The following is a 19,719-nucleotide window of genomic DNA, read 5'->3' on the forward strand; positions in this document are numbered from 1 at the left end:
TGTCCCCCGAAATGCCTACTCCGGGGTACACCCCCGTTCGGGGCATGTGCACGGTGCGAAGCGTTACCAGGCGCTCGGCGCGGGCGGAGCGACGCGCGGCGGCCGGTCGTCGCACGTGATGGTGTTCGGCAGCTCCCAGGGCGCGAGCCAGGGTCCCGTCGTGCCGCCGCCGTCGTTGCCGCCGAGGTCGATCACCGAGAATTCCGAGCCCGTCGGCGGGAAGTTGAACGCCCCGCAGTTGTTGATGCCCACCGCCCCGACGTTGCGGGCGTCGACGTTCGCGAACGACGCCTCGCCCGCCGTACGGGCGCTGAGGACGGACGTTCCCGTTCCGTCGATCCGCACGTCGCTGAACGCGACCCGCTCGATGCCATGCCGATCCTTCACGGGCCAGTCGGTGACGAGCATGATCGCGTTGTAGGTGCTGTCGAGGTAGTGATCGCCCGTCACCGTGATCTCGGCGCCGTCGATCGAGCGGTCGAGCGCGAAGAACCAGATCGCCCCGAGTCCGATGTTCCAGTTCAGCTCGTAGGTACCGGCGCGGACGGTCGTGTTGTCGCCGATCTCGAGGCTTCCGGTGAACGGCTCGGCGCCGAAACGGGCTCCGACGTGGATGCCGCTGCCCTCGCGGATCGGGTCGGCGACGAGGTTGCCGGTGATGGTGTTGTCGGCTCCGCCGTAGACGGCGATGCCGTTGGCGAGGGTCGGCGTCTGCACCGTGTTGCGGGTGAACGTGTTGCCGGCGTTCGCGATGCCCTCCGACCACATCGCGAGGGCGTCGTCGCCCGTGTTGCGGATGAAGTTGCCCTCGACGACCGAGTTCGTGACCCCGCGGTGGAGGTTCAGGCCGTCGGCGATCTGGTCGACGATGACGTTGTCGCGCACGACGAGGCCGTCCATCGGCCCGTCGAACCACATGCCGACCTTCGTGTGCTCGATGTAGAGGCCTTCGATCGTCGAGTCGTTCATCGCACCGCCGACGCCGTTGACCTGATCGGTGTCGATGCGCTCCGCGACGTCGCCGCGGATCGTGAAGCCCGACAGGTGCACGTTCGAGCTGCCCCCGTCCGCGGCATCCCGACCGTAGAAGCCGACCCCGGTGTGCACCGAGCCGTCGGCGGCGGGCTCGTCGAGCGCGATCTCCGATCCGGCGACGATCGTGTACCAGTTGCCGGCGCCCTCGACGGTGACGTCGTCGACGACGATGTGGCGGTCGACCCGGAAGGTGCCGGGCGGCAGGTAGACCGACGTGCCGGTGCGCTTCGCGAACTCGATCGCGCGTTCGATCGCGCCGGCTGCGTCTCGACGTCCGGTCGGGTCGGCCCCGAAGGCGAGCACGTTCGCCGCCCGCGGCCGGCGGACCGGAGGTTCGACGTACTCGGTGTCGACGAGATCGATCGTCGTGAGCGCCGCGGTCGCGCCGGCCGGTGCCGTGAGTCGGAGGACGTCGCCGGCCCGATACGTCTTCGGCAGCAGGAGGCGTTGCTCGTCGTAGAAGTGCATCGGACGGAACGGCTTCTGCACCTCGTACCCCTCGCCGGGCACGCAGCCGCACTCGGTGATCCACCAGTCGGGGTGCAGGAGGCCCGCTTCCGGGTCGTTCGTGAACGGGTACTGGTTGTACAGCCATGAGTATTCGCTCGTCAGCATCATCGTGTGCGACTGACGGCCGTTCACCGTCACCTCGAGCGGAGACTCGATTCCGCCGCCGCCCGGGGCGTCGGGAACGGAGTAGCGCACCGTGAGCGCGTTCGCGCGCGCGGGAAGCGTGAACTCGACGTACTGGCCGGGCGCGAGCTGCACCGCCGAGCGGCCGGAGGCCTCGGCGGCGAGCGTGTACGCATCGCGGCTCGGCGCCAGCACGGTTCCGGTCGTCGTCGCGTGCTCCGCCTCCTGCTCGAGGAAGGCGACGTCGGCGCCGCGGCCGGCGACGAGTACCGGCTCGAGCGCGGCTCGAGTGACGTGCGGGGTCGCCGGCGGGGCCGGCTTCGCGGCGGCGGCCGTCGCGGGTGCGGCGAGCAGGACCGACGCGAAGACGGCGAGCACGAGGGCCGACGCGGCGGCCGATCGCGTGAAACGGGTGGGGGAGCGGAGGGGCATGTCGGCACGGTCCTCTCGAGTCGTGTGCGCCATCGGACAGCTCGCGGGCCCGAATCGGCCCGGATGCGGCGACTGTAGGAGCGCCGACACCGGGGCCACAAGCCATGCGCGCGAATTGTCGACGGAAAGTCCTGTTCTTGCAGGATCGAACGCAAGCGGTCGCAAACAGGTCGGTCCCGAGGCATCCGTTTGCGTGCAACCCGGCGCAAGCCGCGCGCCGAAGAGGGGTACCTCGGCCGACTACAGTTGAAGGGTTCGTTTTCAAGAAACAAGGAGTGGATCCAGGTGGCTGACGGCTTCGAGCTCTTCACCGACCGTTCCGTTGTCGCGATGCGCGTCAACGGCGAGCTCAAGGACCTCGCCACGACGGTGACGGACGCCGACGTCGTCGAGCCCGTGACCATCGACTCGCCCGACGGGCTGAACATCCTGCGCCACTCGACCGCGCACGTGCTCGCGCAGGCGGTGCAGAACGTGAACCCCGAGGCCAAGCTCGGCATCGGCCCGCCCGTCACCGACGGCTTCTATTACGACTTCGACGTCGCCGAGGCGTTCTCGACCGACGACCTGAAGGCGCTCGACAAGGAGATGGCGCGCATCATCCGCGCCGGCCAGCGCTTCGTGCGTCGCGTCGTCACCGACGACGAGGCGCGCGCCGAACTCGCCCACGAGCCGTACAAGCTCGAGCTGATCGGCCTCAAGGGCAGCGCCTCGGCCGGTGGCGACAACGAGAACGTCGAGGTCGGCGCGGGCGAGCTGACGATCTACGACAACGTCGACCCCAAGACCGGCGAGGTCGCCTGGAAGGACCTCTGCCGCGGGCCGCACCTGCCGAACACCCGCATGATCGGCAACGGCTGGGCGCTGCAGCGCGTCGCCGGAGCATACTGGCGCGGCAGCGAGAAGAACCCCCAGCTGCAGCGCATCTACGGCACCGCCTGGCCGACGAAGGACGAGCTGCGCGCCTACCAGCACCGGCTCGAGGAGGCCGCCAAGCGCGACCACCGCAAGCTCGGCAAGGAGCTCGACCTGTTCAGCTTCCCCGACGAGATCGGCTCGGGCCTGTCGGTCTGGCACCCCAAGGGCGGCATCGTGCGCGGCGAGATGGAGCAGCACGCGCGCCGGCGCCACATCGCGGGCGGCTACACCTACGTGTACACGCCGCACATCTCGAAGGAGGACCTCTTCCTCCAGTCGAACCACCTCGTCACCTACCGCGAGGGCATGTTCCCGCCGATCGTCATGGACGAGGAGCGCGACGCCGAGGGCAATGTCACCAAGCAGGGCCAGGACTACTACCTGAAGCCCATGAACTGCCCGATGCACATCCTCATCTACAAGGAGCGCGCGCGCAGCTACCGCGACCTGCCGATGCGGCTCGCCGAGAACGGCACGGTCTACCGCAACGAGCTCTCGGGGGCGTTGCACGGCCTCACCCGCGTGCGCGGCTTCACCCAGGACGACTCGCACCTCTTCGTCACCCCCGAGCAGCTCGAGGAGGAGGCGACCCGGGTGCTCGAGTTCGTCATCTCGATGCTGCGCGACTTCGGCCTCGAGGACTTCGAGCTCGAGCTGTCGATGCGCGACGACGAGAAGTCGAAGTGGATCGGCAGCGACGAGTTCTGGGAGTACTCGACGAACGCGCTGCGCAACGTCGCGGTCGCGAGCGGGCTGAAGCTCACCGAGGTGCCCGGCGAGGCGGCCTTCTACGGCCCGAAGATCGACCTCAAGACCCGTGACGCGATCGGCCGCACCTGGCAGCTCTCAACCGTGCAGGTCGACCCCAACCTGCCCGAGCGCTTCGAGCTCGAGTACATGGGGCCCGACGGCGAGAAGCACCGGCCGATCATGATCCACCGGGCGCTGTTCGGCTCGATCGAGCGGTTCTTCGCGATCCTGCTCGAGCACTACGCGGGCGTCTTCCCGGTGTGGCTCGCGCCCGTGCAGGTCGTCGGCATCCCCGTCGCCGACGAGTACGCGCCCTACCTCGGTGCGATCATCGAGCAGCTGAAGGGCTTCGGCGTGCGTGCAGACCTCGACGTGAGCGACGACCGCATGCAGAAGAAGATCCGCACGCACACGACGCAGAAGGTGCCGTTCCAGCTCATCGCGGGCGACAACGACCGCTCGGGCGAGACGGTGAGCTTCCGGTTCCGCGACGGCACGCAGGAGAACGGCGTGCCGATCGATCGGGCGATCGAGCTCGTGCGGGAGTCGATCGCCGATCACCGGCAGGTGACGACCCGCGACGACCTGTTCTCATGACCAGCTACGAGCGCGACGAGTTCGACGGGGTCCCCACGGACTCCTCGGCCGACCTGGCTGGTGTCCCCGATGCGTTCCAGCGGCTCTGGACGCCGCACCGGCTCGTCTACATCCAGCAGGGGCAGCAGCCCGACGAGCACACGTGCCCGTTCTGCCGTGCGCCCGAGATGAGCGACGAGCAGTCGCTCATCGTGGCGCGGGGCGAGCACGCGTACGTGCTGCTCAACCTCTTTCCGTACAACTCGGGGCACCTGCTCGTCTGCCCGTACCGCCACATCGCGACTTACGACGAGGCGAGCGCCGACGAGGTCGCCGAGATCGGCGCCCTCACGCAGACGGCGATGCGCGTCGTGAAGCAGGTGTCGAGGTGCGACGGGTTCAACATCGGCATGAACCAGGGGCGCATCGCCGGCGCCGGCATCGCCGAGCACCTGCACCAGCACATCGTGCCGCGCTGGGCGCTCGATTCGAACTTCTTCCCGATCATCGCGGGCACGAAGGCACTGCCGCGGCTGCTCGGCGAGGTGCGGCAGGAGATCGCCGACGGGTGGCCCGCCTGAGTCGTCGACCGTCATGACGACGGCGCCCCGGTCGTGGACCGGGGCGCCGTCGTGGTTCGCGAGGCCGAGCTCAGCGCACCTGCTGCACCTCGAACTGCATGCGCGGGTGGGCGTAGAACTCCTGCGACTCGACGAGCTGCAGTTCGCGCTCGCCCGACTCGTGCGTGGTGGCGAGCAGGTCGTAGACGCTCGAGATCGTGCGCGCGAGCGCGTCGGCGGCGTCGCCCGTGCGACGGTAGTGCGCCGTGAAGAGGGCGGCGGTGACGTCGCCCGAGCCGTTCGCCTTGAGCGGCAGGTGCGGGGTCTTCGCGAGCCAGGCGCCGTTCGCGTCGACCGCGAGCATCTCGATCGTGCCCGGTTCGCGGTCGGGGCGCTCGACGCTCGTGACGAGCACCGTCGAGGGGCCCGACGCGCGCGCGAGGTCGACGGAGGCGAGGGTCGACTCGAGCGTGTCGGGCTCGGTGCCCGTGAGGTACCCGAGCTCGAACTGGTTCGGCGTGATGAGGTCGGCGGCCGGCACGACGCGCTCGCGCAGGAGCACGGGGATGGCGGGTGCCACGAAACACCCCGACTTCGCGTTGCCCATGACGGGGTCGCAGGCGTAGATCGCCGATGGGTTGGCGGCCTTCACGCGGGCCACGGCGTCGAGGATGACGTCGGCGATGCCGTCGCTGCCCTGGTAGCCGCTCAGCACGACGTCGATGTCGCCGAGCACCCCGCGCTCTTCGATGCCCGTGATGACCTCGCGGACGTCGTCGGGGGAGATGAGCGGGCCGCGCCAGGCGCCGTAGCCGGTGTGGTTGGAGAAGTTCACCGTATACACGGGGAGCACCTCGACGCCGATGCGCTGGAGGGGGAACACGGCCGCGGAGTTGCCGACGTGACCGAAGGCGACGGCCGACTGGATCGAGAGGATCTTCACCGTTCGATCATCCCATCTCGAAGCGGATGCCCCGTGCGGGCGTCGCGGCCGGCACCGACGCCACGCGCACCGCGGCCCCGACGTCGGCGGCGAGCTTCCGGAGTTCGTCGTCGTCGAGGTCGTGCACGGTGAGGCGGATCCGGTCGTACGGTGCCCGGTCGCCGAGCGCGAACTCGTCGCCGGGGCGGGCGAGCCACCCTCGTCGCATGAGCTGCTCGGAGACGGCGCGGGCCGGTGCAGCGAGCGGCACCCACACGTTGAGCCCGTCGCCCGGTGTCGTGGGGACCCCCGCCGCCGTGAGCAGCGCCGCGAACTCGGCGTTGCGGGCGGCGTAGTGCGCGCCGGCGGCCCGGATGCCGTCGGCGACGTCGGGATCGGTCGCGAGCGCGTGCACGAGCCGTTGCAGCAGGTGGCTCACCCACGTCGTGCCCGGGGTCAGCCGCATGGCGAGGCGGTCGGCCGTCTCGGGATCGGACGCGGTCACCGCGAGGCACATGTCGGGGCCGAGGAACTTCGACACCGAGCGCACGAGCGCCCAGCGCCGGTGCTCGGGCCCGATGAGCGACTGGAACGGCTGCTGCGACAGCAGGGAGTAGTGGTCGTCCTCGATGACCAGCACGTACGGGTGCTCGCGCAGCACCTCGCGCAGTGCGGCCGCCCGTTCGGCCGAGAGGCTCGCCCCGGTCGGGTTCTGCGCGCGCGGTGTGCAGATGACGGCGCGCACGCCCTGTTCGAGCGCGCTGCGCAGCCCCTCGACCGTCATGCCCTCCTCGTCGACCGCCACCGGTACCGGGCGGTAGCCGGCGACGCGCACCGTGTGGATGCTCGTGAGGAAGCACGGGTCCTCGAGCGCGACGGCGTCGTCGCGGGTGAGCGCTTGGGCGAGCAGGCGCTCGACGGCGTCGGCGGCCCCGCTCGTGACCGTGAGGCGCATCGGCGTGCCGGGCGGCAGGTCGGCGCGCATCCAGGCGTCGGCCCATTCCTCGAGGCCCGGATCGATGACGGGTTCGCCGTAGAGCACGGGGCGGCGGGCGATGGTCGCGAGGGCCCGCGAGGGATCGGGGATGTACGAGGCATCCGGGTTGCCCGTGCCGATGTCGCGGAGGGCGGTGTCGGGGGCGAAGCCCTCCTGTGCGACCGGCGCCGACCCCGCGACGCGCGTGCCGCCGCGACCGAGCGTGACGACCACGCCGGCGGTCGTGAGCTGTCGATATGCGGCGACGGCCGTGTTGCGGTTGACGCCGAGCTGCTCGGCGAGGCTGCGCACCGGGGGGAGGGCGTCGCCCGGCCGCAGGTCGCCGCGCTCGATCAACGCGCGCAGGCTCTCCGCGATCTCGGCGGCCGAACGTCCTTCGATGTCGATGCTCACGTCACCATCCTTCCGCAGTTCTCCGGCCATGCTATCTTTTGGCCTAGGTCAATGATTCCGTTGGTCTGTTCTGATGCGCGAACCGCGTCGCGCTCGTCGAAAGGATTCCCCCGTGACCGCACCCGAGACGGGCTCGAACCGCGTCAAGCGCGGCCTCGCCGAGATGCTGAAGGGCGGCGTCATCATGGACGTCGTCACCCCCGAGCAGGCGCGCATCGCCGAGGACGCCGGCGCCGTCGCCGTGATGGCGCTCGAGCGCGTGCCGGCCGACATCCGCGCGCAGGGCGGCGTCGCCCGCATGAGCGACCCCGACCTCATCGAGGCGATCATCGCCGAGGTCTCCATCCCCGTCATGGCGAAGGCCCGCATCGGCCACTTCGTCGAGGCGCAGGTGCTGCAGGCGCTCGACGTCGACTACATCGACGAGTCCGAGGTGCTCTCGCCGGCCGACTACGTCAACCACATCGACAAGTGGAACTTCACCGTGCCGTTCGTCTGCGGCGCGACCAACCTGGGCGAGGCGCTCCGTCGCATCAACGAGGGTGCCGCGATGATCCGCTCGAAGGGCGAGGCCGGCACGGGCGACGTCTCGGAGGCGACGAAGCACATCCGCAAGATCACCTCGGAGATCAACGCGCTGCGCTCGATGACGAAGGACGAGCTGTACGTCGCGGCGAAGGAGCTGCAGGCACCGTACGAACTCGTCGCCGAGGTGGCCGAGACGGGCAAGCTCCCCGTCGTGCTCTTCACCGCGGGCGGCGTCGCGACGCCCGCCGACGCGGCCATGATGATGCAACTCGGCGCTGACGGCGTATTCGTCGGCTCGGGCATCTTCAAGTCGGGCAACCCCGAGGCGCGTGCCGCGGCCGTCGTCAAGGCGACGACGTTCTACGACGACCCGTCGGTCATCGCCGAGGCGTCGCGCGGCCTCGGCGAGGCGATGGTCGGCATCAACGTCGGCGACCTGCCGGCGCCGCACCGCCTCGCCGAGCGCGGCTGGTGACGACGACCCTGCGAGCCGGCTCCGTCGATGCGGAGCCGGCCGCTGCCGGACCCCGCGTCGGCGTGCTCGCCCTGCAGGGCGACTTCCGCGAGCACGCCCAAGTGCTCGCAGCCCTCGGTGCGCGCGTCTCGCTCGTGCGCCGCCCCGAGGAGCTCGCCGAGGTCGACGGCCTCGTCATCCCCGGGGGCGAGTCGAGCGTCATCGACAAGCTCTCGCGCATGTTCGGCGTCGCCGAGCCGCTGCGGGCGGCGATCGCCGATGGCCTGCCCGTCTACGGCACGTGCGCCGGCCTGATCATGCTCGCCGACACCGTGCTCGACGCGATCGAGGGGCAGCAGTCGCTCGGCGGGCTCGATGTCGTCGTGCGCCGCAACGCCTTCGGCTCGCAGAACCAGTCGTTCGAGACCGACCTCGTGATTCCCGAACTCGGCGACCCGCCCGTGCACGCGGTGTTCATCCGCGGCCCGGTGGTCGAGTCGGTGGGGCCCGCGGCCACGGCACTCGCGACCCTCGACGACGGCCGCGTCGTCGCGGTGGAGCAGGGCAACCTCCTCGGCACGAGCTTCCACCCCGAGATCAACGGGGAGCACCGGTTCCACGAGTACTTCCTGTCGAAGGTGGGCGCGCGGGTCTGAGTCCGACGCGCCGGAGCGGGTGCGCAGCTGCCGTCCGGGCGCGGGGCCCGGACCCTCGAACGGGGGCGGGCGTCTCAGTGCCGGCACCGATTCCGGCGCGGTCGCCGATCGATAGCGTCGCCCGCATGACCAAACGACTGCCGAGCACCGGCGCCGAGAACCGTGTCGTCGACGAGACCGGCTGCGACACGAGCGACATCTTCATCATCCACCGCATCTTCCGCTGGGGGTACCGCGAACTGCCCAGACTCGTCCGCGAGGTCGCGCCCGGCGACGTCGTCCGCGCGCGAACGGTCGCACAGGCCATCGACCAGCTCGACCGCGGCCTGCACGTGCACCACCACGGCGAGGACGAACTGCTCTGGGACCGCCTCGAGCGTCGGGAGCCCGGCTGCTCGATGCACGTCGACGTGATGAAGGCACAGCACGCCCGCGTCGCGGAGCTCCTGGAGCTCGTCGACCCGCTCGCCGCGTCGTGGAGCTCCACCGCCGACCCGACGACGGGGGAGCGGCTCGCCGCCGCGCTCGACGACGTCGGCACGACCCTCGGCGTGCACCTCGGTCGCGAGGAGACGGACATCGTGCCGGTCGCCGCCCGGGTGCTCAGCCAGTCCGAGTGGGAGGAGCTCGGCGAGCACGGGCGAGCGGCGCTCCCGAAGGAGGAGATGCCGGTCCAGCTCGGCCTCATGATCGACGCCGTGCCGGCCGGCGAGCGCGACCAGTGGCTGAAGTCGAACCTGCCCGCACCGATCCGTCTCCTCTGGGTGCTGTTGATGCGGCGCAAGTACACGGCGTGGCAGCAGGGGCTCTTCCCCGAGGGCATGCCGGCCATGGTGTGACGGCGTCGCGCGGCGTCGCGCGTCGGCGGCCCGCGCTACGCTCGCCCACGTGACCGAATGGATCGCCCTGCTGCGCGGGGTCAACGTCGGCGGTGTCACCGTGCGCTCCGCCGAACTCGCCGAGCTCTTCCGCGGGCTCGGGTTCGAGGGCGTGCGCACGGTGCTCGCAAGCGGCAATGTCGCGTTTTCAACGGCGCCGGCGGGCGAGACGGATGCCTCGGGGCTGAAGTCACGCATCGAACAGGCCCTCTCCGACCGCTTCGGCTACGAGGCGTGGATCGTGCTCGTTTCGCGCGACGAGCTCGTACGCGTCATCGCGGGCTTCCCGTTCGATGCCGAACGCGAGGGGTGGCATCCCTACGTCGTGTTCTCGTCGTCGCAGACGGCGCTCGACGACCTCGTCGCAGGCGCCGGCGCGCTCGACGCGGCCGACGACGTGGTGACGCCCGGCGACGGCGTGCTCTACTGGCACAATCGCCGTGCCCGGGGCGTCGACAGCACGTTCTCGAAGCTCACGGCGAAGGCGCGGTTCAAGCCGAGCATCACGACGCGCAACCTCCGCACGCTGCAGAAGCTCGTCGTCTGATCGAGCCGCGCGGCGAGGCATCCCCGTCGTGTTCACGGGCGCGCGCCGCGCGCTCGACTAGAATGTAGCCTCGGCGGGCGCCCCCGCCGAGAAGTCGATACAGGAGCAGCATGTCCGGGCATTCCAAGTGGGCGACGACCAAGCACAAGAAGGCCGTCATCGACGCGCGCCGCGCGAAGTCGTTCGCGAAGCTCATCAAGAACATCGAGGTCGCAGCCAAGATGGGCGGCGCCGACATGAACGGCAACCCGACCCTGTACGACGCCGTGCAGAAGGCCAAGAAGACCTCGGTGCCGAACGACAACATCGATCGCGCCATCAAGCGCGGCGCCGGCATCGGCGGCGAGGCTGTCGAGTACCTCAGCATCACGTACGAGGCCTACGGCCCGTCGGGCGTCGCCCTCATGGTCGAGGTGCTGACCGACAACAAGAACCGCGCCGCCGCCGAGGTGCGCACGGGGCTGAGCCGCAACGGCGGCACGCTCGCCGACCCGGGGTCGGTCGCGTACAACTTCACCCGCAAGGGCGTCATCGTCGTCTCGGGCGAGGGCACCACCGAGGACGACGTCATGATGGCGGCGCTCGAGGCCGGCGCCGAAGAGATCGAGCCGCACGCCCAGGGCTTCGAGGTCATCACCGACCCGTCCGACATGGTCGAGGTGCGCAAGGCGCTGCAGGAGGCCGGGCTCGACTACGAGTCGGCCGACATCGAGTTCGTGCCGAACCTCAAGGTCGAGATCGACGCCGACACCGCGCGCAAGGTCTTCCGGCTCATCGACGCCCTCGAGGACAGCGACGACGTGCAGAACGTGTACAGCAACTTCGACCTGACCCCCGAGGTGCAGGCCGAGCTCGAGGCGGAGTAGGCCCATCGTCATGCGGGTGCTCGGCATCGATCCCGGGCTCACCCGCTGCGGCGTCGGCGTCGTCGACGTGCGGGGCGACCGCAAGGCCACGCTCGTCGACGTCGTCGTGCTGCGATCGCCGACCGACGCGCCGATCGAACGACGGCTCGCGCGCATCGCCGACGGGCTCGAGGCTATCTTCGAGGAGCACCGCCCGCAGGCGGTCGCCCTCGAGCGCGTCTTCGCGCGCTCGGACGTCTCGACGATCATGGGGACGGCGCAGATCTCGGGCGTCGCGATGCTCATCGCCGCACGCCGCGAGCTACCGGTCGCGCTGCACACGCCGTCAGAGGTGAAGGCTGCGATCACGGGCTACGGGCGGGCCGACAAGAAGCAGGTCGGCGCGATGGTCGCGCGCATCCTCGGGCTCGAGGCGGTGCCGAAGCCCGCCGACGCGGCCGACGCGCTCGCGCTAGCGATCTGCCACGCCTGGCGCACGGGCGGCGTCGCCGGCGAGGCGATCCGTGACGCGGCGCGCGGTGGCGCACGCGGCGGTGCGACCGCCGGGGATGCCGCGGCGCTGACCCCCGCGCAGCGGGCGTGGCTCGCCGCCGAGCGTTCCGCAGCCGTGTCGGGGGCGGCCCGTAGGGTGAAGGAGTGATCTCCTCTCTTCGCGGGCGCGTGCTCGCCGCCGCCGGCAGCTCGGTCGTCATCGACGTCGGCGGCGTCGGCTTCCAGGTCAACACCACCCCCGCGCTCGTGCTCGCGAGCCGCGAGGGTCATGAGCTCTCGGTGCACACCTCGCTGATCGTCCGCGAGGACTCGCTGACCCTGTTCGGCTTCGGCACCCGCGACGAGCTCGACGTGTTCGAGCTGCTCATCGGCGTGACCGGCGTCGGCCCGAAGTCGGCGCTCGGCGTGCTGTCGTCGCTCTCACCCGACCAGGTCGCCGAGGCCGTGCACCGTGAAGACGACGCGGTCTTCCGCAAGGTCAGCGGCATCGGGCCGAAGACGGCGAAGCTCATCACCGTCTCGCTCGCGGGCAAGCTCGCGGCGCCTGCTGCGCGCTCGGCCGCGGCGCCGGTCGCGTCCGGCGGCGTCGCCGACAGCGTGCTCGCGGCGCTCACGGGTCTCGGCTGGTCCGAGCGCGTGGCCGCCGATGCGCTCGACGAGACGATGGCCGGGGCGACCGAGGTCGAGCAGGCGTCGGTGCCCACGCTGCTGCGTCTGACGCTCGCCCGGCTCGGTCCCGCCCAGCAGGCCGGGAGGAGCCGATGAGCCGACCTGCCGACGACCTGACCGATCCCGAACTCGCCTCCGAGGCGGAGCTCGCGTTCGAGGGGGCCCTCCGACCGCGGAGTCTTCAGGAGTTCGTGGGGCAGACGCGCGTGCGCGGGCAATTGCAGCTCCTGCTCACGGCGGCGACGCTGCAGCAGCGCACCCCCGACCACATCCTGCTCGCCGGTCCGCCCGGACTCGGCAAGACGACGCTCGCGATGATCGTCGCGCACGAGGGGGGCCGGCCGCTGCGCATGTCGAGCGGCCCGGCCATCCAGCACGCGGGCGACCTCGCCGCGATCCTGAGCTCGCTCGTGCCCGGCGAGGTGCTGTTCATCGACGAGATCCATCGCATGGCCCGCTCGGCCGAAGAGATGCTCTACCTCGCGATGGAGGACTTCCGCATCGACATCATGGTCGGCAAGGGTGCCGGCGCGACCTCGGTGCCGCTCGACCTCGCGCCGTTCACCCTCGTGGGTGCGACCACGCGGGCCGGCCTGCTGCCGAACCCGCTGCGCGACCGATTCGGATTCACCGCGCACCTCGAGTTCTACGACGAGGCGGAGCTCGAGCAGGTGCTCGGCCGTGCGGCGACGATGCTCGGGCTCGACATCGACCGAGAGGCGCTGGCCGAGATCGCGGGTCGGTGCCGAGGCACCCCGCGCATCGCCAACCGCCTGCTGCGACGCGTGCGCGACTACGCGCTCGTCCACACCGGCCGAGCCGACGTCGAGGCCGTGCGGGCGGCGCTCGAGCTCTACGACGTCGACGCCCTCGGGCTCGACCGGCTCGACCGCGCGGTGATGGAGACGATCCTCACCCGCTTCGGCGGGGGACCGGTGGGCCTCAACACCCTCGCAGTCTCGGTCGGTGAGGAGTCGGAGACCATCGAGGCCGTCGTCGAGCCGTTCCTCGTCCGCATCGGGCTCATCACGCGCACCCCCCGCGGACGCGTCGCAACCCCTGCCGCATGGCGGCACTTCGGGCTGACCGCGGGCGCCGACGGCACGGCAGCGGTCCTTCCGATCGATGACCTATAATCCTTTGAGGCGTCACCCTCAACGCCCCTCGACTTCGTGCGCGACGCGCACCCCGGAAGGTATCTCACCCTCATGACGTTCGATCCGATCACCATCATCATGCTCGCCGTCCTGGCGGTGCTGATCTTCTTCATGTTCCGCAACTCGCGCAAGCGGCAGGCCGATGCGAAGGAGATGCAGCAGAAGGTCCAGCCCGGTGCGCAGGTGATGACGAACTTCGGTGTGTTCGGCACGATCCTCTCGATCGACGAAGACGAGAACCAGGTGCTGCTCGAGACCTCGCCCGGCACGATCCTGACGGTGCACCGCCAGACGATCGCTCGCGTGGTCGAGCCGAAGGACGCGGTCGACGTCGACGAGACGCCCGCGCTCGACGGCGAGCCCGAGTTCGGCGAGCGGGTCTCCGACGCCGCGACCGACGAGACGACCAGCGACGCGTCGGGCACCGACCAGTCGAACAACGACGAGAAGCCCGACGCGAAGTAGTCGAGCGACTCGGATTCACCCCTGAGGCTGGGCCCGCGCGATGTCGCGCGGGCTCCTGCAGAGAAAGCAGAACACGTGGCTGCACCATCCAAGCGGTCATCCCGGCCGACGCCCGTCCGCAAGGCATGGCGTTCACTCATCTGGCTGGGTGTCATCATCGCCCTCCTGTTCGGCATCAACGCCGCCGGCGTGATGTGGGGCGGTGGATCGTGGACGCCGAAGCTCGCGCTCGACCTCGAGGGCGGCACGCAGATCATCCTCGCGCCGAAGCTCGAGACCGGTGACACGGCCTCCCAGGAGCAGCTCGACCAGGCCGTCTCGATCATCCGCCAGCGCGTGGACGCCTCGGGCGTCTCCGAGGCCGAGATCAACACCGAGGGGCAGAACATCGTCGTTCGCATCCCCGGTGAGCTCGACGACCAGACGCGCGCCCGCATCGAGCAGTCCGCGAAGCTCGAGCTGCGCGCCGTGCTGCTCGCCGATGCGGCGACGAACCAGGCGATCAACCCGACCGAGAGCCCCTCGCCGACCGAGACGCCGTCGGAGGACCTCGAGTCGACGCCGACCGCGGTGCCGACCGACGGCAGCGACCCCGCGTGGATCACGCCGGCCCTGCAGGCCGAGTTCGACTCGTTCGACTGCTCGCAGATCGACGAGACCGACGCGAGCGTCGCCCCGGCCGACGAGCCGCTCGTCACCTGTGACGTGAGCCGCACGGCCAAGTACCTGCTCGGCCCGGTCGAGGCCAGCGGCGAGAACATCGTCGACGCCACCAACGGCATGGTCACGACCCAGACGGGCGCCTCGACGGGCCAGTGGGCCGTCAACATCGTGTTCGACGAGAAGGGCACCGAGGAGTTCGCGAAGGTCAGCACCCGCCTCTTCGCCCTCTCCGGGCAGACGCCGCGCGACCAGTTCGCGTTCGTGCTCGACGGCCAGGTGCTCACCGCGCCGGCCATGAACGGTGCGATCACCGACGGTCGCCCGCAGATCACGGGCAGCTTCACGCAGGAGTCGTCGAAGGCGCTCGCCGACCAGCTCAAGTTCGGCGCGCTGCCGATCAGCTTCACCGTGCAGTCCTCCGACACGATCTCGGCGACGCTCGGTACCTCGCAGCTGCAGTCGGGCCTGATCGCCGGCCTCATCGGCCTCATCCTCGTCGTGATCTACACGCTCTTCCAGTACCGCGCCCTCGGCACGGTCACGATCGCCTCGCTCGTGATCGCGGCGCTCATCACGTACCTGACGATCACGATCCTGTCGTGGCGCGAGGGCTACCGCCTGTCGCTCGCCGGCATCGCGGGCCTCATCGTCGCGATCGGCTTCACGGCCGACTCGTTCATCGTGTACTTCGAACGCGTGAGAGACGAGTTGCGAGACGGCAGACCCTTGGTCGGCGCCGTCGAGGCCGGGTGGAAGCGCGCCTTCCGCACCATCCTCGCCTCGAAGGGCGTCAACCTGCTCGCGGCGATCGTGCTCTTCATCCTCGCGGTCGGCAGCGTCAAGGGCTTCGCCTACACGCTCGGTCTCACGACCATCATCGACGTCGTGATCGTGATCCTGTTCACGCACCCGATGCTGCAGCTGCTCGCGCAGACGAAGTTCTTCTCGAGCGGCAACCCGTGGTCGGGTCTCGACCCGAACGCGCTCGGCGCCGTGTACCGCGGTCGCGCCGAGTTCCGCAAGCCCACCGCCGTGCCCGCCAAGAAGGCCGCCTCGAGCGCGAAGGAGGCGCAGCGGCGCCAGACGATCGCCGAGCGCAAGGCGGCTGCGGTCGGAGCCGGCGATACCGAGAACGAGGGGAAGGAGTCCTGATGGCGAACCGTCTCACGACCTTCGGCAACGACCTCTACACCGGCAAGCGCTCGTTCAACTTCGTCGGCGGCCGCAAGAAGTGGTTCTCGATCGCCGGCGTGATCGTGCTGCTCTCGGTGGTGATCCCGCTGCTGACCGGTGTCAACTTCAGCATCGAGTTCCGCGGCGGATCGCAGTTCCAGATCTCCGGTGTCGAGAACGCGACCGCACAGCCCGCGATCGACGCCGTCGCGTCGGTCGTCCCCGAAGCGACGACCAAGGTGACCATCGTCGGCGACGTCGGCGTCCGCGTCCAGACCGATCAGCTCTCGCAGGACGAGTCGCACGACGTCACCTCGGCGCTGGCCGAGGCGTACGACGTGCCCGAGTCCGAAGTGACGTCCTCGTTCATCGGCCCGAGCTGGGGTGCCGACGTCACCCGTCAGGCCGTCGTCGGCCTGGTCGCGTTCGTGCTGCTCGCGGCGCTCGTCATGGCCCTGTACTTCCGCACCTGGAAGATGTCGCTCGCCGCGATCCTCGCGCTCATGGCCGACCTCGTCATCACGACCGGTCTCTACGCGGCGGTCGGCTTCGAGATCAGCCCGGCCGCGATGATCGGTATCCTCACGATCCTCAGCTACTCGCTCTACGACACGGTCGTCGTCTTCGACAAGATCCGCGAGAACACGGCCGAAGACGGGCACGAGTCGCGGCGCACCTTCGCCGAGTCGGTCAACCTGGCGGTCAACCAGACCCTCGTGCGCTCGATCAACACGAGCGTCGTGGCGGCCCTGCCGGTCGCGTCGATCCTCTTCATCGGTGCGGGCGTGCTCGGAGCCGACACGCTGCGCGACATCTCGCTCGCGCTGCTCATCGGCATCCTCGTGGGCACCTGGTCGACGGTGTTCCTCGCGGCTCCGCTCTACTCGCTGCTGCGCGAGGGCGAGCCCGAGATCAAGCGCCACGACCTCAAGGTGCTCAAGGAGCGCGAGCGCGCCGGATCGTCGTCGACGACCACGGCCGAGGCCCTGCCGAGCGCCTGACGTTCGCCCCCGGCGTGCGCTCTCGTGCACGCCGGGGCCTCCGGAGCGGTGATAATTGAGTTCTGGAGGTGCGCGGGTGACGGAGACCGGGGTCAATTCGACGGCGTCGCTGCGCCGACTCGTGCCTCGGATCTTCTCCAAGGCACAACCGTCGGGTGCGGTCGATACGCTGATCCGCACGGTGCGCATGCACCACCCGAAAGCCGACGTCGCGCTCATCGAGCGCGCGTTCACGGTGGCCGACCGGGCGCACGAGGGCCAGAAGCGCAAGAGCGGCGAGCCGTACATCACGCACCCGATCGCGGTCGCGCAGATCCTCGCCGATCTCGGCATCGGCTCCAAGACGGTCGCTGCCGCCCTGCTGCACGACACCGTCGAGGACACGGCGTACACCCTCGACGAGGTTCGCGCCGACTTCGGTGACGAGATCGCGATGCTCGTCGACGGCGTCACCAAGCTCGACAAGGTCAAGTACGGCGACTCGACGCAGGCCGAGACGGTGCGCAAGATGATCGTCGCGATGTCGAAGGACATCCGCGTGCTCATCATCAAGCTCGCCGACCGGTTGCACAATGCCAGGACGTGGGGCTTCGTGCCCGCCGAGAAGGCAGCGAAGAAGGCGACCGAGACCCTCGAGATCTACGCGCCGCTCGCGCATCGTCTCGGCATCCAGGCGATCAAGTGGGAGCTCGAGGACCTGTCGTTCGCCGTGCTCTACCCAAAGCTCTACGCCGAGATCGAGAGCCTCGTGAAGCAGCGCACCCCGCAGCGCGAGGAGTTCGTGCAGAACGTCATCGATCTCGTGAACGACGACCTCAAGGCCGCGAAGATCCGTGGCAAGGTCGTGGGTCGCCCGAAGCAGTACTACTCGATCTACCAGAAGATGATCGTTCGGGGTCGCGACTTCGACGAGATCTACGACCTCGTGGGCATTCGCGTGCTTGTCAACTCGGTCCGCGACTGCTACGCGGTGCTCGGCGCGATCCACGCCCGGTGGACGCCGCTCCCCGGCCGGTTCAAGGACTACATCGCGACGCCGAAGTTCAACCTCTACCAGTCGCTGCACACCACCGTGATCGGTCCGAAGGGGCGCGCGGTCGAGATCCAGATCCGCACGCACGACATGCACCAGCGGGCCGAGTACGGTGTCGCCGCCCACTGGAAGTACAAGGAGCAGACCACCGGTCGTTCTGCCGGGGGTCCCGCCCTCGCGAACGAGACCGACATGGCCTGGCTCGCGCACATCTCCGACTGGCAGGCCGAGACGGCCGACCCGGGGGAGTTCCTCGATTCGCTCCGGTTCGAGATCGGTGCGAAGGAGGTGTACGTCTTCACCCCGAAGGGGCGCGTCATCGGGTTGCCGTCCGGGGCGACCCCGGTCGACTTCGCGTACGCCGTGCACACCGAGGTCGGCCATCGCACGATGGGCGCGAAGGTGAACGGGCGGCTCGTGCCCCTCGAGAGCGAGCTGTCGAGCGGCGACGTCGTCGAGGTGTTCACCTCGAAGAACCCCGACTCGGGCCCCAGCAAAGACTGGCTGGGCTTCGTCAAGAGTCCCCGTGCGCGCAACAAGATCCGGCAGTGGTTCACGAAGGAGCGTCGCGACGAGGCGATCGAGCAGGGTCGCGACGCGATCGCCCGCGCGATGCGCAAGCAGAACCTGCCGCTGCAGAAGCTCATGAGCCAGGAGTCGTTCGCCGAGGTCGCGGCCCTGCTGCACTACGACGACGTCTCGTCGCTCTACGCCGCGGTCGGCGAGGGGCACGTGTCGACGCAGTCGGTGCTCGAGAAGGTCGTCTCGCTCGTGCGCGACATCGACGACGTCGACGAGCCCGACCTGCCGCTGCCGACCCGGTCGCGCCCGCTTCCCCGACACTCCGACTCGGGCGTCCTCGTTCGCGGTGCGCCCGACATCCTCGTGAAGCTGGCGCGCTGCTGCACCCCGGTGCCGGGCGACGAGATCGTCGGGTTCATCACCCGCGGGGCCGGCGTCTCGGTGCATCAGGCGAACTGCCACAACGTGCAGTCGCTCATGCGGGAGCCCGAGCGCATGATCGACGTCGAGTGGGCGCCGAGCTCGAAGAGCGTGTTCCTCGTGCAGATCCAGATCGAGGCGCTCGATCGGTCGGGGCTGCTCTCCGACGTCACGCGGGTGCTGTCCGAGCACCACGTCAACATCCTGTCGGCCAACGTGTCGACCTCGACCGATCGCCTCGCCCTCAGCCGTTTCGTCTTCGAGATGGGCGACACGACGCATCTCGACCGTGTGCTCAACGCGGTTCGCCGCATCGACGCCGTCTACGACGTCTACCGCGTCAGCGACGGCTGAACCCGGCCGCGGCCGACGATCGCTGCTCGCACTCCGCGCGAACGGTCGCTTCGACCCGCACGGCCGTCTCCGCGCGGCCGAGTCGACCGAGCGCGAGGCTTCGATGCGGCAGCCGGTTGGCGCCAGCGAGGCGCTCGTGCAGGCGCGGCACGAGTTCGTCGTCCGCCGAGATCATGCGGGCGACGACGGGTTCGACCGCGTCGTCGTCGAGCGACGGGTCGCGAAGCAGGTCGAATGCGGTGCGCAACCGGTCGGTGCAGACGACACCGTCGAAGGAGACGAGTTCGTCGTCGGTGATCGTCACCTCGCGCACGACCGCGGCGTGCGCGGTCACGACCGCGACCCTCGCGCGGTGCGGCACGCAGAACTGCGCGACCTGCGGGGGAGCGTCGATCGCTCCGTGCACCCAGGCCGCCGACAACCGCTCGACGATGAGCGCGCGCGGCGCCCGACGCGCCACGACCGCGGCGCGGAGGCCGGGCAGGTCGGGTTCGTCGATCGGCGCCCAGGCGTCGTCGATGCGGAACAGCTCGCCGTCGATGCGCGCGGCGCAGAGCTCTGCCAGCGTGAGATCGTCGGTGCCGAGTACCGAGGGGAGCCTGGACATGTCCCAATGCTGCGGCAT

18 protein-coding genes are annotated in these 19,719 nt (G+C 69.8%); 14 read left to right on the forward strand and 4 right to left on the reverse strand.

Going from position 1 to position 19,719, the window contains the following annotated elements; genetic code table 11:
* Positions 1-63: 63 nt before the first annotated feature.
* Positions 64-2,100 carry a glycosyl hydrolase family 28-related protein gene (locus tag MUN74_RS17220; RefSeq protein ID WP_244853838.1) on the reverse strand — a complete coding sequence of 679 codons (2,037 nt, stop codon included), beginning with the start codon at positions 2,098-2,100 and terminating at the stop codon, positions 64-66.
* Between the two features lie 330 nt (positions 2,101-2,430).
* On the opposite strand from MUN74_RS17220, the gene thrS reads away from it, so the two are divergent.
* Entirely contained in the window at positions 2,431-4,365 is a 1,935-nt protein-coding gene (gene thrS / locus MUN74_RS17225; RefSeq protein ID WP_244856487.1) for a threonine--tRNA ligase, read from the forward strand.
* The gene (locus tag MUN74_RS17230) at positions 4,362-4,925 is read left to right on the forward strand and encodes an HIT family protein (RefSeq protein WP_244853839.1); all 564 of its coding nucleotides are present in this window, start codon (positions 4,362-4,364) and stop codon (positions 4,923-4,925) included. The genes thrS and MUN74_RS17230 overlap by 4 nt, the downstream gene beginning before the upstream one ends.
* A gap of 70 nt (positions 4,926-4,995) precedes the next feature.
* On the opposite strand, the gene pdxY is transcribed toward MUN74_RS17230, so the two are convergent.
* Entirely contained in the window at positions 4,996-5,847 is an 852-nt protein-coding gene (pdxY, locus tag MUN74_RS17235) for a pyridoxal kinase PdxY (RefSeq protein WP_244853840.1), read from the reverse strand.
* 7 nt (positions 5,848-5,854) lie between these two features.
* On the reverse strand, positions 5,855-7,246 hold the full coding sequence (locus MUN74_RS17240; protein ID WP_370647312.1) for an aminotransferase class I/II-fold pyridoxal phosphate-dependent enzyme: 1,392 nt from the start codon (positions 7,244-7,246) through the stop codon (positions 5,855-5,857).
* 43 nt (positions 7,247-7,289) lie between these two features.
* Here MUN74_RS17240 and pdxS point away from each other — a divergent pair, with 43 nt between their 5' ends.
* The 12 genes from pdxS (at position 7,290) to MUN74_RS17300 (ending at position 19,094) form a co-directional block, all read left to right on the forward strand.
* The gene (gene pdxS / locus MUN74_RS17245) at positions 7,290-8,219 is read left to right on the forward strand and encodes a pyridoxal 5'-phosphate synthase lyase subunit PdxS (protein WP_244853842.1); all 930 of its coding nucleotides are present in this window, start codon (positions 7,290-7,292) and stop codon (positions 8,217-8,219) included.
* Positions 8,216-8,854 (forward strand): pyridoxal 5'-phosphate synthase glutaminase subunit PdxT, encoded by a 639-nt coding sequence (gene pdxT / locus MUN74_RS17250; RefSeq protein ID WP_244853843.1) that lies wholly within the window; start codon positions 8,216-8,218, stop codon positions 8,852-8,854. Before pdxS ends, pdxT begins: the two co-directional genes overlap by 4 nt.
* 125 nt (positions 8,855-8,979) lie before the next feature.
* Positions 8,980-9,693, forward strand: a complete 714-nt coding sequence (locus MUN74_RS17255; protein WP_244853844.1) for a hemerythrin domain-containing protein — start codon at positions 8,980-8,982, stop codon at positions 9,691-9,693.
* A 49-nt stretch (positions 9,694-9,742) separates the two neighbouring features.
* Positions 9,743-10,279 carry a DUF1697 domain-containing protein gene (locus tag MUN74_RS17260; protein WP_244853845.1) on the forward strand — a complete coding sequence of 179 codons (537 nt, stop codon included), beginning with the start codon at positions 9,743-9,745 and terminating at the stop codon, positions 10,277-10,279.
* Between the two features lie 110 nt (positions 10,280-10,389).
* A complete protein-coding gene (locus MUN74_RS17265) occupies positions 10,390-11,145 on the forward strand; it encodes a YebC/PmpR family DNA-binding transcriptional regulator (RefSeq protein WP_244853846.1) in 756 nt (251 codons plus the stop codon).
* Positions 11,146-11,155: 10 nt separating this feature from the next.
* Positions 11,156-11,785, forward strand: coding sequence for a crossover junction endodeoxyribonuclease RuvC (ruvC, locus tag MUN74_RS17270; RefSeq protein WP_244853847.1), 630 nt, complete (start codon positions 11,156-11,158; stop codon positions 11,783-11,785).
* Positions 11,782-12,402 (forward strand): Holliday junction branch migration protein RuvA, encoded by a 621-nt coding sequence (gene ruvA, locus MUN74_RS17275; protein WP_244853848.1) that lies wholly within the window; start codon positions 11,782-11,784, stop codon positions 12,400-12,402. The genes ruvC and ruvA overlap by 4 nt, the downstream gene beginning before the upstream one ends.
* Entirely contained in the window at positions 12,399-13,442 is a 1,044-nt protein-coding gene (ruvB, locus tag MUN74_RS17280) for a Holliday junction branch migration DNA helicase RuvB (RefSeq protein ID WP_244853849.1), read from the forward strand. The genes ruvA and ruvB overlap by 4 nt, the downstream gene beginning before the upstream one ends.
* 72 nt (positions 13,443-13,514) lie before the next feature.
* Positions 13,515-13,928 carry a preprotein translocase subunit YajC gene (gene yajC, locus MUN74_RS17285; RefSeq protein ID WP_244853850.1) on the forward strand — a complete coding sequence of 138 codons (414 nt, stop codon included), beginning with the start codon at positions 13,515-13,517 and terminating at the stop codon, positions 13,926-13,928.
* 192 nt (positions 13,929-14,120) lie between these two features.
* A complete protein-coding gene (gene secD / locus MUN74_RS17290) occupies positions 14,121-15,743 on the forward strand; it encodes a protein translocase subunit SecD (protein ID WP_244856488.1) in 1,623 nt (540 codons plus the stop codon).
* A complete protein-coding gene (gene secF, locus MUN74_RS17295; protein WP_244853851.1) occupies positions 15,743-16,765 on the forward strand; it encodes a protein translocase subunit SecF in 1,023 nt (340 codons plus the stop codon). The genes secD and secF overlap by 1 nt, the downstream gene beginning before the upstream one ends.
* A gap of 76 nt (positions 16,766-16,841) precedes the next feature.
* The gene (locus MUN74_RS17300) at positions 16,842-19,094 is read left to right on the forward strand and encodes a RelA/SpoT family protein (protein WP_244853852.1); all 2,253 of its coding nucleotides are present in this window, start codon (positions 16,842-16,844) and stop codon (positions 19,092-19,094) included.
* On the opposite strand, the gene MUN74_RS17305 is transcribed toward MUN74_RS17300, so the two are convergent.
* On the reverse strand, positions 19,081-19,701 hold the full coding sequence (locus tag MUN74_RS17305) for a hypothetical protein (protein ID WP_244853853.1): 621 nt from the start codon (positions 19,699-19,701) through the stop codon (positions 19,081-19,083). The genes MUN74_RS17300 and MUN74_RS17305 overlap by 14 nt on opposite strands.
* Positions 19,702-19,719: the final 18 nt, after the last annotated feature.

Source organism: Agromyces sp. H17E-10 (genome assembly GCF_022919715.1).
Taxonomy (GTDB): domain Bacteria; phylum Actinomycetota; class Actinomycetes; order Actinomycetales; family Microbacteriaceae; genus Agromyces.